The organism is Nonomuraea sp. NPDC049649 (assembly GCF_040675175.1).
Classification (GTDB): Bacteria; Actinomycetota; Actinomycetes; order Streptosporangiales; family Streptosporangiaceae; genus Nonomuraea.
The window spans coordinates 1-15,201 of sequence record NZ_JBFAOH010000048.1 but is presented as its reverse complement, the minus strand read 5'-3'; the positions used below and the strand labels follow the sequence as shown (position 1 = coordinate 15,201).

At 69.3% G+C, this 15,201-nt stretch carries 13 protein-coding genes and 1 tRNA gene; 3 read left to right on the top strand and 11 right to left on the bottom strand.

Annotated features, from left to right (window positions below; translation table 11 throughout):
- Positions 1-146 precede the first annotated feature (146 nt).
- The 7 genes from AB0J42_RS33700 to AB0J42_RS33670 all read right to left on the bottom strand — a co-directional run bounded on the left by AB0J42_RS33700 (position 147) and on the right by AB0J42_RS33670 (position 9,276).
- Entirely contained in the window at positions 147-1,136 is a 990-nt protein-coding gene (locus AB0J42_RS33700; RefSeq protein ID WP_364301769.1) for an oligopeptide/dipeptide ABC transporter ATP-binding protein, read from the bottom strand.
- On the bottom strand, positions 1,133-2,098 hold the full coding sequence (locus AB0J42_RS33695; protein ID WP_364301767.1) for an ABC transporter ATP-binding protein: 966 nt from the start codon (positions 2,096-2,098) through the stop codon (positions 1,133-1,135). The genes AB0J42_RS33700 and AB0J42_RS33695 overlap by 4 nt, the downstream gene beginning before the upstream one ends.
- Positions 2,099-2,106: 8 nt before the next feature.
- The gene (locus AB0J42_RS33690) at positions 2,107-3,000 is read right to left on the bottom strand and encodes an ABC transporter permease (protein ID WP_364301764.1); all 894 of its coding nucleotides are present in this window, start codon (positions 2,998-3,000) and stop codon (positions 2,107-2,109) included.
- Positions 2,966-3,892, bottom strand: coding sequence for an ABC transporter permease (locus AB0J42_RS33685; protein ID WP_364301762.1), 927 nt, complete (start codon positions 3,890-3,892; stop codon positions 2,966-2,968). Before AB0J42_RS33685 ends, AB0J42_RS33690 begins: the two co-directional genes overlap by 35 nt.
- A gap of 228 nt (positions 3,893-4,120) precedes the next feature.
- Positions 4,121-5,587 (bottom strand): amidohydrolase family protein, encoded by a 1,467-nt coding sequence (locus tag AB0J42_RS33680; RefSeq protein WP_364301760.1) that lies wholly within the window; start codon positions 5,585-5,587, stop codon positions 4,121-4,123.
- A gap of 216 nt (positions 5,588-5,803) precedes the next feature.
- Positions 5,804-7,270: an ABC transporter substrate-binding protein gene (locus tag AB0J42_RS33675; RefSeq protein WP_364301758.1), complete on the bottom strand. Its 1,467-nt coding sequence runs from the start codon at positions 7,268-7,270 to the stop codon at positions 5,804-5,806.
- 263 nt (positions 7,271-7,533) lie between these two features.
- The gene (locus AB0J42_RS33670) at positions 7,534-9,276 is read right to left on the bottom strand and encodes a helix-turn-helix domain-containing protein (protein ID WP_364301756.1); all 1,743 of its coding nucleotides are present in this window, start codon (positions 9,274-9,276) and stop codon (positions 7,534-7,536) included.
- Between the two features lie 229 nt (positions 9,277-9,505).
- Between AB0J42_RS33670 and AB0J42_RS33665 the strand changes: the two genes are divergently transcribed.
- Complete coding sequence (locus AB0J42_RS33665; RefSeq protein ID WP_364301754.1) at positions 9,506-11,179, top strand: M14 family metallopeptidase; 1,674 nt, start codon at positions 9,506-9,508, stop codon at positions 11,177-11,179.
- Between the two features lie 156 nt (positions 11,180-11,335).
- Here the strand turns inward: AB0J42_RS33665 and AB0J42_RS33660 are convergent, their stop codons facing one another.
- Together AB0J42_RS33660 and AB0J42_RS33655 are read right to left on the bottom strand one after the other, a co-directional pair.
- Positions 11,336-11,920 (bottom strand): FMN-binding negative transcriptional regulator, encoded by a 585-nt coding sequence (locus tag AB0J42_RS33660; protein WP_364301751.1) that lies wholly within the window; start codon positions 11,918-11,920, stop codon positions 11,336-11,338.
- Between the two features lie 299 nt (positions 11,921-12,219).
- Complete coding sequence (locus AB0J42_RS33655; protein ID WP_364301749.1) at positions 12,220-12,711, bottom strand: YajQ family cyclic di-GMP-binding protein; 492 nt, start codon at positions 12,709-12,711, stop codon at positions 12,220-12,222.
- 252 nt (positions 12,712-12,963) lie between these two features.
- Here AB0J42_RS33655 and AB0J42_RS33650 point away from each other — a divergent pair.
- Positions 12,964-13,048, top strand: a tRNA-Tyr gene (locus tag AB0J42_RS33650).
- A 235-nt stretch (positions 13,049-13,283) separates the two neighbouring features.
- Here the strand turns inward: AB0J42_RS33650 and AB0J42_RS33645 are convergent.
- Positions 13,284-13,826, bottom strand: a complete 543-nt coding sequence (locus tag AB0J42_RS33645; protein WP_364301747.1) for a hypothetical protein — start codon at positions 13,824-13,826, stop codon at positions 13,284-13,286.
- Entirely contained in the window at positions 13,798-14,079 is a 282-nt protein-coding gene (locus AB0J42_RS33640) for a hypothetical protein (RefSeq protein WP_364301745.1), read from the bottom strand. Before AB0J42_RS33640 ends, AB0J42_RS33645 begins: the two co-directional genes overlap by 29 nt.
- Positions 14,080-14,180: 101 nt before the next feature.
- On the opposite strand from AB0J42_RS33640, the gene AB0J42_RS33635 reads away from it, so the two are divergent.
- Positions 14,181-14,660, top strand: a complete 480-nt coding sequence (locus AB0J42_RS33635) for a GntR family transcriptional regulator (protein WP_364301743.1) — start codon at positions 14,181-14,183, stop codon at positions 14,658-14,660.
- Positions 14,661-15,201 lie beyond the last annotated feature (541 nt).

Here is a 15,201-nt window from a genome sequence, read left to right as displayed (position 1 = left end):
CTCCGCGTGCCGCACCCCCGATCGTACCGTCGCGCGTGGCAGGGCTCGGACGATCTGGTACGTCATGTCCCGTATCGCGATGATGCCGGGGCGCTCACGGTCGGGCGCCGCGTGCCCGAGTTGAGCTGGCTTCGGGGCTCCGGACATCAAACGCCGGCACGGTCCGCGGCGAGATGACAGAAGGCGAGGTGGCCGGGGCTGAGCTCGACCGGCTTCGGCACCTGGCCGGCGCACCGGTCCACCGCGATCGGGCAGCGCGGGTGGAAGGCGCAGCCGCGCGGCGGGTCGATCGGGCTCGGCGGCTCGCCCTCCAGCAGGTCGCCACCGGTGCCGCGCAGCGCGGGGTCGGGGGCGGGGGCGGCGGCGTGCAGGGCCCGGGTATAGGGGTGAGCGGCGTGCTCATACACGCGGTCCTGGGAGCCGGTCTCGACGATCCGTCCGAGATACATGACGGCGACCCGGTCGGCGAGGTGCCGCACCACGCCGAGGTCGTGCGCGATGAACACGTACGCCAGCCCGAACTCGTCGCGTAGCCGCTCCAGCAGGTTCACGATCTGCGCCTGCACCGAGACGTCGAGCGCCGACACCGGCTCATCGCACACCAGCACCTCGGGCCGCAGGGCCAGCGCCCTGGCGATGCCGACCCGCTGCCGCTGCCCGCCGGAGAGCTGGTGCGGGTAGCGGCCGCCGTGGTCGGGGTTGAGGCCGACCACCTCCAGAAGCTCGCGCACCCGCCGGTCGACGTCGCCGCGCGGCGCCAGGTCGGGGTTGACGTCGTACGGTTCGCGCACCGACGCCGACACCGTCATCCGCGGGTCGAGCGAGCCCGACGGGTCCTGGAAGATGAGCTGCACGTGCCGCCTGGCGCGGCGGAGCTCGCCGCCCCGCAGCTGGTGCAGCGGCCTGCCGAGCACCTCCACCGTCCCGGAGGTGGGCCGCTCGTGCGCGGTGAGCATGCGCGCCAGCGTCGACTTGCCGCAGCCCGACTCGCCGACGATGCCGAGCGTCTCGCCGGCCCGCAGGTCCAGGCTGACGCCGTCCACGGCCTTGAGCACACCCACGGTGCGCCGCATCGGCCCGCGCCGGACGGGGAAGTGCTTCACCAGGTCGGTGACGCGGAGCACGGTCTCGCTCATGCGCTGCCCACCCTTTCCCACTCGTGGCAGGCGGTGTGCCTGCCGTCGCCGAGGTCGTGTTCGACAGGCGCTCGCGTGCACCCGTCACCGGCGTACCGGCAGCGGGGACGGAAGCGGCAGCCGGGGTCGGGCGCCGACAGGTCGGGAGGCGAGCCCGGGATGACGGAGAGCCGGCGGCCGCGCAGCTGAGGACGCGGGATGGCGCCCAGCAGCGCCTCGGTGTAGGGGTGGCGCGGCGCCGCGTACACCTCGGCGGCGGTGGCCTGCTCGACGACCCGCCCCGCGTACATGACGGCGACCCGGTCGGCGACGTCGGCGACCACCCCCATGTCGTGCGTGATGAGCACCAGCGCGGTGCCGTGCTCGCGCTGGATCTCGCCGAGCAGGCGGAGGATCTGCGCCTGGACGGTCACGTCGAGCGCGGTCGTCGGCTCGTCGGCGATGATCACCTCCGGCCGTAGTGCGATGGCCAGCGCGATGCCGACCCGCTGGCGCATGCCGCCGGAGAACTGGTGCGGGTAGTCGTCCGCGCGCCGCTTGGCGTCGGGGATGCGCACCTGCCCGAGGACGTCCGTGGCCGCGCGCCGGGCCTCCTTGCGTGTCATGCCGCGATGCACCCGGAACAGCTCGGCGATCTGGTAGCCGACGCTGAGCACCGGGTTGAGCGCGGACAGCGCGTCCTGGAAGACCATGGAGATCGTGGTGCCGCGCAGCTTGCGCAGCTCCTCCTCGGGCAGCGTGAGGAGGTCCCTCCCGTGCAGAAGCACCGTCCCGGCCGTGACCTGGCCACGCGGCGGCCGGACCAGGCCCATGACGGCGCGCGCCGTCACACTCTTGCCGCTGCCCGACTCGCCGAGCAGCGCGAGGGTCTCCCCGGCGGCGACGGAGAACCCGGCTCCGTTGACGACGTGCGCGGCGCCGAAACGTACGTGGAGGTCGGAAACGGCGAGTACGGGTGACATGGCGTCTCCTAGCGCAGCCGGGGGTCGAAGGCGTCGCGCATCGCGTCGCCGAGCATGACGAAGCCGAGGACCGTCACCGTCAGGAACACCGACGGGAAGATCAGCAGGTGCGGCGCTGTGGTGAAGTACTGCTGGGCGGTGTTGAGCTGCACGCCCCAGGAGATGGCCGGGGTGCGCAGGCCCACGCCCAGGAAGGTGAGTGCGGATTCCGAGGCGATGACGGCGCCCACGTTGAGGCCGGTCAGCACCGCGACGGGCCCGAACGAGTTGGGCAGCACGTGGCGCAGCAGGATGCGCGGCGTGGTGGCCCCGACTCCGCGCGCGGCGGCGACGTACTCGCTGGTGGCCGTCTCCAGTACTGAGCCGCGCATGACGCGGGCCAGCGGCGGCCAGCCGAACAGCACGAGCACGGCCGCGACCGTGAGTTCGTTGTGCACGCTGAGCGTCTGCAGGATGACGATCATGCCGACCAGGGCGGGGAAGCCGAAGAAGATGTCCATGATCCGGCCGATGACGGCGTCGACCCAGCCCCTGAAGTAGCCGGCCAGGCAGCCGAGCAGCACGGCGATCGCCAGCATGCCGGCGGTGGCGATCACGGCCACCAGGACGGAGGAGCGCGCCCCGTACACGACGTTGGCGTACAGGTCGCAGCCCTGGATGTCGAAGCCGAACGGATGACCGGCGACGGGCGGCTGCCCGCTGCGGGCCAGGTCGCAGGCGCGCGGGTCGCCGGCGCCGAACCAGCCGGCGAACAGCTGCGGGAAGGCGGCCATCAGGCACACCACCGCACAGACGGCGGCCGCGAGCAGGAATGCGGGCCTGCGGCGCAGCGCCTGCCACGGCCCGGAGCGGACCGCCGGCGGCGCCTCAGTCGAGGCGGATTCGAGGGTCAAGAAGGCCATAGAGCAGATCCACCAGGAGGTTGACCAGCATGAACACGATGACGAGCAGCGTCCCGATGCCGACGACGACCGGGCCGTCGTGCTGCGGGATAGCGGTGTAGATCTGGTAGCCGAGCCCGGGCAGGTTGAAGATGCCCTCAACCAGCACGGTCCCGCCCAGCAGGTAGCCGAGGCTGACCCCGAGCAGCGACACCACCGGGATCAGCGAGTTGCGCACCACGTGCCGGGCGAGCACGGCCAGGCGCGGCAGGCCTTTGGCGACGGCCGTGTCGACATGGTCGGCGCCGAGGCTGTCCAGCACGCTGGTCCGGGTCAGCCGGGCCACCTGCGGCAGCCCGTAGAGCGCCAGGGTCAGGCCGGGCAGCAGGTAGGCGAGCGGCCAGCCCGCGTCGGTGCCGGCGACGGGCAGCCAGCCGAGCTGGACGCCGAACACGATCTGGGCGACGTACGCGACGACGAAGAACGGCACCCCCATGATGACCGTGGTGCCGGCCAGGACGGCCACGTCGGTGGCGCCCCGCCGGATCGCGGCCAGTACTCCGATCAGCACCCCGGCGACGGTCATCATGAGCCAGGCGGTGACGCCGAGCTGCACGGTGACCGGCCAGCTGGCCGCGATGATCTCGGCCACCGGCCGGCCGGAGAAACTGGTGCCCAGGTCACCGCTCAGCAGCCCGCCGAGGTAGTGGCCGTACCGCACGAGCAGTGGCTCGTCGAGGTGGAACCGTTCGCGCAGCGCCGCCTCGACCGAGGGGGAGATCATCTGGTTGGGACCGGCCAGCGCCCGGATGGGGTCGCCCGGCAAGGCGTAGACCGCCAGGTAGATGATGAAGGTGGTGCCGAGCAGGACGGGGATCGCCGTCAACGTCCTGCGCAGCGCGTATGCCCCCATCTCAGCCGACCTTGACCGCCGCCGGCCGTACCCCGCGGAGGAACCGGGGTGCTACCCCGCTGGCCCTGGTCGAGGGGGCCGGACCCACGGCGGGTTGAAAGATCCGGGCGTGGAGGTCATCTCCCGCCCATGAGCGACGTGAATGAGGTTTCATGCGTGGTCTCCATAAGGCTGGGGGAGAGCACGAGAGTCCCACAGTGTTACAGGACGTGACATTGTTGAGAAAGTTCAACCCCGGTCGGTTGCTTTGTCACCCAGCACAGCGGATGACCTGTACGTCCACCGCCCGCCGAGGAGTGTTCCGACGATCTCGATCTCGCGCAGTTCCGCCGGCGTGAGCCCGGCCGGGTCGCACGCGGTGAGCATGAGATCGGCCGGGTCGCCGGGCCGCACCCCGGTCCTGCCCCTGCTGGCGGCGGGCAGCGCGGCCGTCAGCGGGACCGCCTGCTCGGGATGCCAGGGGGCGCGTTCGTCGTCGGTCCTGGCGACCGCTGAGGCGATGCCGTCCCACGGATCCAGCGGTGCGACGGGCGCGTCCGAGCCGAACTCCAGCGTCGCGCCGGCGGCCAGCAGGTCGGCGTAGGCGAAGGCGCGGCCGGTCCGTCCCGGCCAGTGCAGCTCGGCCACGTCCCTGTCGTCGGGGGCGTGCGCGGGCTGCACGCTCGCCACCAGGTCGCGCTTGGCGAACCTGGCGAGGTCCGTGCGCCGCAGCAACTGGGCGTGCTCGATCCGGCCGGGGCAGCCGACGCTCTCGAACGCGTCGAGCGCGATGCTCGCCGCCAGGTCGCCGATGGCGTGCACGGCCGGGTGCAGGTGGTGCGCCGCAGCCAGCGCCATCGTGGCGTGCAGCTCCTCCGGGGGCGTCTCCAGCAGCCCGTACGAGTCCGTGCCTGGGTACTGGGTGTCGCAGTAGGCGGTCCTGGTGTTGAGCGAGCCGTCCACGAAGATCTTCACGGGGCCGACCTCCAGCAGCCCGCCGGAGCCCGCCACCGGATCGCCAGTGCGCAGGCCCCTGCCGATGGCCTCGTCCAGCCGGTGCTTCGGGATCGTGCAGACGACTCGTGTGTCGAGCCGGTGGGCGCGCGCCCGCCGGCTCCAATCGGTGACGTTGTCGGCCAGCTCGAAGTCCTGAATCCCGACCACACCCCGCGCCGCGGCGGCCGTGGTGGCCTCCGCGACCCAGCGGTCCAGCTCGTCGAGCGGCGGCGGGGGCAGCGCGGCCACGGCGGCGTAGCACTCCTGCTCGCGCAGCACCCCGGTCGGGTGGTCACCCCTGCCGATGAGGGCGAGCGCGGCGGGGCTGAGCCAGGCGGTGTGGAGGTCATTGCTGATCATCACGATGGGTCTGCCAGGGGCCGCCGTCTCCAGCATCTCCTTACTGGGAGTGTCGGGCCACAGACCGTCGCGGAAGCCGTACCCGACGCTGAGCCCGGAACCGGGCAGCATCAGCGAGACGGCCTCTCGCGCCGAGCGCGCGCCGCTCAGGTCGACCCGGCGGCGGGCCTGCGCCCACTGGACGGCGTGCACGTGCGCGTCCCACAGTCCGGGCAGCAGCGTGGCGCCCTGGACGTCCACCGACTGGTCGGCCGGGCACGGCTCGGCGCTCACCTCGGCGACCCGGCCATCGGTGATCAGGACGTGGCGGACCGGCCCGCTCAAGCCGACCCGCGCGTTGCGCAGCAAGAGAGAGGACATGGGCATGACGCTAGGAGTGGCGGTGCCGTACGTTCATCGTTGAAAGCGGACGACCCTCGGGGAGTGGTTTGTCCCACGCGACAGCCCGACCGCGGGCTGGAGCCGCCGCAACCAGCGAGGACAGCTCTGCGACGCGCGCAGCCCTGGCGGGCGGGGAAAGGGGCTTCGGCCCGTCCCCGTGGCCCTGCCAGGGCTGAATCGGCAGCGTGGGTTCCGTCACTTCACCGTGACTGCCGAGAGTGCGACGCCGCCTAGGAACTCGGGCTGTACGTCGCCGATCCGCTGGGAGTGGACCAGGCCGCCTTCGGGGCGGTAGATGGGCGTCAGCGGCAGGCCGTCCATCGCGCTCTTCGCGGCCTGCCCGGTCAGGGGGATCACCTCGTCGGGTGCCGCAGAGGAGGCCTTGTCGAGCAGCGACGCGAACTCGGGGCTGTCGAAGCCGGTCACGTTGTAGCCGGAGCCCTTGGTGAACAACTGGTTGGCCAGCGCGTACAGGTGGGGGTAGACGGCGCCCGTGTACAGGAGAAACGGCCCGTCGATCTTCTGGGCGCTGAGGTTCGGGTAGATCTGGTCGACAGGCTGGACCTGGGTCGTCACGGCCGGGACACCCAGGTTGGTCCGGAGCTGGTTGGCGAGAGCCTCCAAGATCACCGTATTCATGGGGTCCTGGTACGTCCAGAGCGTGAGCGGGCCGCTCCACCCGCCGGCCTCGTCGAGCAGCGCCTTCGCCTTCGCCGGGTCGTAGGCGCAGGACATGCATTCCTCCGCACCGCCACCGGGAAGGTTCTCGTCAGCCAGTCCGCGGGCGGGCGCACCGAAACCGCCCAGCAGGGATTTCACGATCGTGTCCCGGTCGATGGCCTGGGAGAACGCCTGTCGTACACGAAGATCGGCAAAGCGCTTGTCCCACAGGGGGAAGCCCAGATAGATCACGGCGGGGAAGGGAACCCGGACGAGCCGGTCCTGGTACTTCTGCGCGGCGTCGGTCAAGTTGTTGCCGCTCACCAGCGTGACGTCGATGGTGCCCGCCTGGAGGTCCCGGTAGGCCGCCCCCTCGTCCTGGTACGAGCGGACCTCGATCTGGTCGGCCTTCCCGGGGGTTCCCGCGTACGCCGCGAACTTCCGCAGAACCAGCTTGGTGGCGCCGGTCGTCATGCCCTCGCCGTCGACCTGATAGGGGCCGTTGCCGATGGGCTTGCGGTCGAACGCGTCGAGGTCGGCGAATGCCGCCTTCGGCATCGGTGCGAAGGTCGATTGGGAGAGCACGTACGGCAGGAGCGACAGCGGCTTGTTGAGAGTCACCTCCAGCGTGTACGGGTCGACGACCTTGACCCCGGACAGAGTCTTGGCCGAGGGCTCGCCGTCGGCCGGGTTGAGCTCGGCGTACCCGGCGAAGTCGGCGAACATGTAGTTGTTGGTGAAGGCGTTGGGCCCGTACGCCGTCGTGTTCCACGAGTCGGCGAACGACTGCGCCGTGACCTCCTCGCCGTTCTGGAAGGTCCAGCCCTGTTTGATCTTGATGGTCCAGGTGGTGTTGTCCGTCGTCTCGATCGACTCGGCGACCAGGTTGACAGCCTCGCCCGTGGCGCTGTCGATGCTCGTCAAGGGCGAGAAAAGCGCGTAGTCGATGTTGCTCCCGCCCGACTTGCCGGGGGTCAGATGGGCGAGGAAGTAGGAGGTCACGCCGACCGCGTAGGATTTTTCACCTGAGGTGGCGGCGGCGCCGCCGGAACCACCGGAACAGGCCGTCAGGGCAAGGATCAGAGCGCAAGCAGCCGCTGTCGCCCAGCGTCGTGGCCGTCTTCCAGCCGGTGAGACATACATGTTGGCACCTCCGTGGATGCTCCGCGTGAGTGAGAAGACGACGGCCGCCGGGTCTCGCGAGGGTCACTCGCCCGGAACCGAGGGTGACATAGACCACCTGCACGGGTCGTTGTCGAAAGGGTTCAAGGGGTAACGGCCCCGTTGTCCCCTGGAACAGGGCTCCTCTGATCACTCACGGTCTCCGCCTCGGAGCTCTTGTACTCTCCGAGCAGTTCCCGTCGCGCATCCGGCGAGATCTCGCCGCGCACGCGGAGGAGACGGAGCTGAAGCCAGATGACGAGCCGCTCGGTGGGATCCGCGAGGTTCACCCCGAACAGCTCCTGCAGACGGCGGATGCGGTAACGCAGCGTGTTCTCGTGGATGGACAGCTCGGCCGCGGCCTTGCCGGCTTCGCCGAACGCGTCCAGGTAGGACAGCAGGCTCCTGGTGTGCATGGACGCGTGCATGGCATCGTGCTCCAGCATGCGCCGCACCGGTGCGAGCAGCCGGTCGGTCGTCGCGTCTTCCCTGTCGGCGAGCTCAAGGAGGGCGATCCGGCTGCGTACCTGTTCGTCGGTGGCGACACGTACGGCGTCACCCTCGGTTTCGGCCAGCACGCGGACCACCCGGTCCGCGAGGCGGCAGGACTTGGGGACCTCCTCCAGCCGGTTCGCGACAGGGCCGACACCGACGTACATGCGGATCCCGGCGGACTTGTGGACGGATTCGGCGGCCTCTGTGGCGAATCGGACCAGCCGGGCCGATGGTGTGTTGTCCGGCACGGGGATCAGCGCATAGACCGCGCTCCAACTGGTGGTGCAGACGGCCTGGGGATTCCACGCCTCGCAGGCGAGACTGACCAGGTCGACGACGGTCGTCACGGACGCACCGAGCTCTGAGAGCGGCTGCGCCGGGGCGAAGGCCATGATCGCGACGCGGGAGGTCGGGGGGAGGCCGAGCCGCGCGGCCGCTGCGGACTCGGATATGTCACCGGCGAGCAGGGCGCGGAGGGTCTCGGCACGCTGCCACCGCTGCGGTTCGCTGGGGTTGCGCGCCCGGAGGATGTGCGGTGCCGCGATGCGGGCCGCGTCCTGAAGGAGCCGCATGGCCCCGGGGACGACGGGCGGCGCCCCGTCGAGGACCCAGATGAAGCCCAGGAGCTGGGCTCCCGCGCGTACCGCCGTGGACAGCCGCGGCATGTGCCCTGGACCGAGACTGGCGAAGCGTACCGGCCCTTTGGCGCGGAACACCCGGCTGTACTCGAGTCGGTTGGTCGGCCGCCGCGGTGTTTTCCGCCCGAGGATGCCCTGCTTGCGGATCTCATCGATCTCCTGCCCGGGCAGATTGGAGTACGCGAGCACGTTGCCCTGGACGTCCTCGATGCAGGTGGCGCCGCCGATGGTGGTGGCGATCGCGTTCGCCAGGGCGAACAGGTCCCCCATGCCGACGGAGGAGTACGGGGCGGTGGCGGCGCCCGGGCCGGAGATCGCCGCGGTCAGCAGGGCGTCCAGCTGGCGCCAGGGGACTCCCGTCGACGCCACCAGAAGTGACACTCCCGCCTCGCGGGCGGTGGCGATGAGCTCGCCGAGTTCCGCACCCCGGTCCTTGACGACGACGGCGTGGTAATTCCGGGCCGCCGCCTGCAGTACGAGGTCGCGAGTCTCCGGGCTGGACGGTCGCGCGCCGACGGCGAGCAGCACGCACGCGGGACCGTCGTCGAGCTGGTCGTCCGGGTCATGGACTACGGGCTCGCCGATCGGAGCGTTCACGTCGTGAACGTAGGCGGCGGAGAGCACGTGCGAACCGAGTGTCTCCAGCACCTGTCCCAGCGGTGGACGGTACGGGCTGGCCATAGTGCCGTCGGGGATCATGTCGGTCTTGGACACGGGCTCCCCCTTCTTCGATTTATACGTGCAAATAGCCATAGTTGGTATCAGAAAGCCACAAAGCACTCAATAGCCCCAAGCGCGGCGTGGGCTGTGCGGACGCCTGGCGACCGGCCGAGCGGCGGCCCTGGTGACATGGGATTCGGCATGGGGAAGGCCAAGCCCGGGCGGGGAAACTTGGGCGTCCCGACAAAGACGCGTCGGACGCCGCCGTCGGAGACTCAGGGCCATGTTGACCTATGAGCGGTTCCTGAGGCACGACGAACTGACCGCATTGTTGCACTCCTGGACCAAGAGCCGGCCCGACCTGGCCGAACTCACCAGCATCGGCCAGTCCTGGGAGGGGCGCGACATCTGGCTGCTCACCCTCACCAACACGGCGACCGGGCCCGATCACGAAAAGCCGGGATTTCTCGTCGAGGCGAACATCCACGCCGCCGAGATGACCGCCTCCTTCGCCGCTCTCCACCTGGCCGACCGGGTGCTGAACGGCTATGGGAGCGACGAGAGGATCACACGGCTGCTCGACACACGTGTGCTCTACATCGTGCCCCGTCTCAACCCCGACGGCGTTGAGCACATGCTCGACGAGGGACGCTACATCCGGTCCAGCGTCCGCCCACACCCGCGGGAGACACAGGAACCCGGGCTGCAGCTGCGCGACATCGACGGGGACGGGAGAGTCCTGTTCATGCGCGTCCAGGACTCGGACGGGCCGTGGAAGCCCCATCCCGACGAACCGCGGCTGCTCGTCCGCCGGGAGCCCGACGAGTACGGAGGGGAGTACTACCGCATCTTCCAGGAAGGCGAGATCGTCGGCTACGACGGAGCGACGGTACGGCCCGCCGCGCCTCTGGAAGGGCTCGACCTGGGCCAGAACCTCCCGACCGACTGGGGCGCCGCCCCCGAGGTCCCCGTCCACGCCGGGCCGTTCCCCGGCTCGGAGCCGGAGATCCAGGCCATCATGCGGGCCGTCACTGATCGGCCGAACCTGACCGGTTTCGTCACCTGCCATACGTTCGGCGGCTTGCACCTGCGGGCGCCGATGAACGCCGAAGACGGCATGCCCCACTTCGACCTGCAGGTATACGAGCAGTTCGGGGAGAAGGCGACAGAACTGACCGGTTACACGGCCATGTCCTTCCACGACCTGAAGCATCAGCCGACGTACTTCAGAGGCGGCCAGCTCGGCTGGTACTACAACCAGCTCGGCCTGTTCTCCTGGATCACCGAGTTCTGGAACCCCCTCAAGGCGGTCGGGCGTAAGCCGTACCACCCTTCCAAGTGGCTGGTGGACCATCCCGTCGAGGACGACCTGGCGCTCATCCGCTGGAGTGACGAGGAACTCGGCGGCCGCGGCTTCGTCGACTGGTACCCCTTCGAGCATCCGCAGCTCGGCACCGTGGAGCTGGGGGGCTGGGACATGATCAACTACTGGTACAACCCGCCCTTCGACCGGATCGAAGAGGAAGTGGCGCCGCACTCCGAGTGGGTGATCTATCTCGCGCTCAGCTCTCCCAAGCTGGAGGTGCGCTCCCTGGCCACCGAAGAGGTTTCGCCCGGTGTGCACCGCGTACAGCTCGTCGTCCGCAACAGTGGCTGGCTGCCTACCTATGTCTCGCAGCGCGCCTTGGACCGGAAGGCGTGCGGGTCGCTGACCGTCGAGATCACCCTCCCCGACAACGCCACCCTGCTCGCCGGGGAACTTGCTCAGGACCTCGGGCAGCTCGACGGACGTGTCAGCGCCAAGAGCACGACCACCTGGTGGGGGCATAATCCCGGCACGCCGGATCTCGCCGCCGCCGAGTGGCTGGTCTCCGCGCCCTCAGGCGCGTCGGTGTCGGTCACCGCGAGCCACCCACGTGCCGGCACGGCGCGGGCCGGAGTGAATCTGGGCTCCTAGCACCGCATGACGGCCGTCCCCGGGTCCGGTGCATCGCTCGCGCCGGACCTCGTGACCCGGCCTTCCGGCGTGCCGCGCCGCAGCGCGCGACGCCCCAGAGGACCGCGGCGTCCGGATCCGGCGGTGCGAGGGCGAGCGGCCGCGCACCATGAGGAATCAGCGAACTTCGCGCATCGCGGCCGACAGGACGGGGTCATCGAGGCCGGCGATCACCCGGTCGACGATCTCGACGGGCTTGTCCTGGCTGAGCTTGGCCTTGCCGACGACCCGGTCGGGGACGAGGCGGAACCCGGTCACGGCCGGGAGCAGCCGGTGCGCGTACTCCTCGACGGACGCCAGCCGGAACGGCTCCGGCCGGTCGCGTTCGTAGTGGTCCACGCTGTCGGACAACACCTGGTACGTCTCCTCGGCGCCGAGGATCTCCGGTGTGCCGTACAGATGCACGGTGACATAGTTCCAGGTCGGCACGTACGGTCCGGCGCGGTAGAGCGTGGGGGAGATGTATCCGTGCGGCCCCTGCACCACCACGGCGACGGGCCGCTCGCCCAGCCCGTGCAACTCGGCATCGGCTCTGGCCACATGCCCGACGATCTCCGGCCCCGCCGTCGCGGGGTCAGGGATGACCGGCACATGCGACACCACGGGGCCACCGTCGCTGACCAGCAGCGCCCAGCCCTGCTCCGCGATGAGGGCGCGCATGTCGGCGGGATCGTCCAAGGCGAAGATCTCTTGTTCCAGCACAGATCCATGGAACCGGCGGACCGCGCCGGGTGTCAGCGTGCCGGGGGACAACTTTGGACAGCCGCCGTTGCCCGTCCCGACAACCGGGCCGGCCTACTCATGAGGGCAGCACAACGCCGCGCGTCACGACGATCGCCGATGCGCGCCGGCCACCCACCCTCGGCCCCCGGTCACGTAGGAGAGTGGCCCGAGGCACAGGAGAAGACGCGCGCCCTCGTGGACGCCACGCTCGGCCGTGTGCCCCGGATGTGCCCTCCGCGAACCTCCCAGCGACGCAACACCAGCTCGTCTTGCCGCAGTCAGCGGTAGTTGGTGAACTGAAGGGCGATGTCGAGGTCCTTGCCCTTGAGCAGGGCGATGACCTCCTGCAGATCGTCCTTCTTCTTCGAGCTGACCCGCAGCTCCTCACCCTGGATCTGCGCCTTGACGCCCTTCGGCCCCTCGTCGCGGATCATCTTGGCGATCTTCTTCGCGTTCTCCTGGTCGATGCCCTCCTTCAGGCCGACCAGCATCTTGTAGTCCTTGCCGGACAGCTTGGGCTCGCCCGCATCGAGAATCTTCAGGGAGAGGCCGCGCTTGACCACCTTCTCCTTGAACACGTCGAGCACGGCCTTCGCCCGCTCCTCGCTGTTGGCCTTGATCTCGATGCTCTCCTGGCCAGACCAGCTGATGCTCGCGCCCGTACCCCTGAAGTCGAAGCGGTGCCCGACCTCCTTGGCGGTCTGGTTGAGCGCGTTGTCGACCTCCTGCCGGTCGACCTTGCTCACGATGTCGAACGATGAATCGGCCAAAGCACACTTCCTCTCAGCTGCGTCAGCAACGGTGAGCGTCCTCCTCCGAACGCGTCCAGCGTCCGAGCCTAGCCAGCATCCCCGCCAGGTGCAGGGCCCGCCTCCGGCCCTGTGGAAAACCTCCGCCGGGCGAGGCTGACCTCGGGCGGGGCGCGGGTCGGGTGACCCGATCCGGGTCGGGACAAACTGGTGTCACGTGCACTGCGGAAGTCCGCTATCCTTTATTCCTGTCACCGCGAGAGCGGACGACACGGCAGGTTGCCCGAGTGGCCAAAGGGAGCGGTCTGTAAAACCGTCGGCTCAGCCTACGCAAGTTCGAACCTTGCACCTGCCACCAGCAGTAACAGCAGGTCAGAGGCCCTACGGGGCCTCTTCTGCGTTTCAGGGGCGTGCAGCCGGATGCCGCTCTGAGCGGCCGTTTGTCGGTGGTCGCGGGATATACGCGGGATGGATCCGGGTGCGTTTCCCCAGGTGGACGCCCATGATCCGGAGTATGCGGGGGATGATGCGGCCCTGCAACGCCGAAAGGCCCCGGGGAAGCCGGAGCCTTTCGAGGAGTGCTGCTCGTGATCTCATGCCGTGAGTACGTCCGCGATCCGCTGGTTGACGATGTCCTCCTGGCCGTCGATGCACTTGGCGTAGACCCGGAGCAGGACATCCACGCCGTGACCGGCACGGGCAGCCACCTCCGGAGCCGGTACGCCGCCGTTGAGCCAGAGCGAGACGGCCGCGTGCCGAAGGTCGTAAGGTCGCCGGGCGAGCGGTGAGGCGACCTGGGCGGGCGTGAGAGCCAGGGCGCGGGCTTCCTGCCAGACCTCGGTGTAGGCCGTCGAGGCGACTACGCCGCCGCGTTCGCTACGGAACAGCCGCCCGTCAGGGGCGACGCCGAACTCTGCGATGTGTTGCCGAAGGATCTTGACCAGCTCCGGAGGTATCGGGATTCGGCGGACGTCATCCTCGCCTCGATGCTTGAGACCGCGCAGTTCGTGAGCGTCGCCCGTGTCAGTCCACCGGCGGTTCACCTCAGGGCGGGAGCCATCGAGGATGAGCCGTCCCCAGCCCTCTGGCGGTAGGTGGCAGTCCTGCTCACGAAGGCTGACCGCCTCGCCGGGCACGGAGAGCGGCGTAGTACATGCAGGCGAACATGGCCATCAAGCGCCGGCCCCGTCCCTTCCCATCGCGTTGGCGCTTGCCGACGTAGGTCAGCGCGATGAGTAGTTCCCTGGCCTGGCGAGGGTTGACCACAACCCGCGGATCCACGGTCTCGGTCGTCTTCGGGAGCTTCCACTTGATCCGGTGCAGTGGGTTGGACGGCAGTTCTTCCAGCTCTACCGCGTATTCAAGGACGTGGTGGAGGACGGCGCGCATCGTACCTCTAAAGGTATGGTCTCCTCTAGCACTTGTACACGCTCCTGCATCTGTGAGTAGCGCACCAATAGCACATGTGGGCGCTTGCTTAGTGTTTGAGCGTGCTCGACCGTGAGGGGCCTGTACTCCTATATGTGCAGATAGCGGACCAGATCAGGCAGCGCATCGCTTCCGGCGATCTCGTGCCCGGCTCTGCCGTGCCCTCCGAAGCAGAGATGGTGAGGACCTACGGCGTAACACGACAGACGGTCCGTCGAGCGATCCAGCTCCTCAAGGAAGAGGGCGCCGTCTACACCGAGCAAGGACGCGGCACCTTCGTCGGGCCGAAGAGCGCACCCCAGAGCCCCCGCAAGATCCCGGTCTATCAGCAGATCGCCAACGAGATCATCGAGGAGATCAAGGCAGGGGTCTACGCCCCAAACCGCCTCATCTCCAGTGAGAAGACGCTTGGGCAGCGATTCGAGAGAGCGCCGGGAACGATCAGGCAGGCGGTCGCCTACATGCGCGAACTCGGTTGGGTCTTCACCGTGCCGCAGAAGGGCACGTACGTCTCCAAGCGCGAGGACTGGCCCGAGGGATAGGCCGAGGCTGCCAACACCGCACGACGCCAGTGATCCCCGGCGCAGCAGAGCGGATACAACCCGCGGTGCGTTGCCGAATTGATCTCTTAGGTATCAAGCGGCGGCGCGGCGCGCCGCCGTACCCCCGGCCCTCCGCCCGCCCGCCGTCCGGGCGTGCGGCCTGGGGGCCGGTCCCGGACGGCGGCGGGACACCGGGCCGGGCACCGCACGCCGTCCCGCCGTACCGACCGAACGCTCTGACCGGGGTTGCCACGCCGCCGCACAGATACAGCCCTACGATCGCCACTGCCTGGCCGGCCGCCGTAGATTGCTGGGGGCGATCGACGATCCGTGCTTCGTTCCTCAGCACGGCTCACTGAGCAGGGTTGTTGCGGCCCAGCTCCATGCCGGGGGGTGCTCCAGCGTCTGGAAGCTGAACGGTGAGCCTGCGGTCAAGACAGCCTCGGCGGTAGCTGTCAAACCGGATGACACACGTCATGCTGCGTTGCTTGCCTGCCGGTCCTCCATAGTCTCGATGGTGGCGGGCTGCGGCTCGTTGATC

Bases quoted from the DNA above. Each gene is read 5' to 3' on its own strand.
- AB0J42_RS33700 (WP_364301769.1), bottom strand. From the start codon at position 1,136: ATGAGCGAGACCGTGCTCCGCGTCACCGACCTGGTGAAGCACTTCCCC.
- AB0J42_RS33695 (WP_364301767.1), bottom strand. From the start codon at position 2,098: ATGTCACCCGTACTCGCCGTTTCCGACCTCCACGTACGTTTCGGCGCC.
- AB0J42_RS33690 (WP_364301764.1), bottom strand. From the start codon at position 3,000: ATGGCCTTCTTGACCCTCGAATCCGCCTCGACTGAGGCGCCGCCGGCG.
- AB0J42_RS33685 (WP_364301762.1), bottom strand. From the start codon at position 3,892: ATGGGGGCATACGCGCTGCGCAGGACGTTGACGGCGATCCCCGTCCTG.
- AB0J42_RS33680 (WP_364301760.1), bottom strand. From the start codon at position 5,587: ATGTCCTCTCTCTTGCTGCGCAACGCGCGGGTCGGCTTGAGCGGGCCG.
- AB0J42_RS33665 (WP_364301754.1), top strand. From the start codon at position 9,506: ATGTTGACCTATGAGCGGTTCCTGAGGCACGACGAACTGACCGCATTG.
- AB0J42_RS33640 (WP_364301745.1), bottom strand. From the start codon at position 14,079: ATGCGCGCCGTCCTCCACCACGTCCTTGAATACGCGGTAGAGCTGGAA.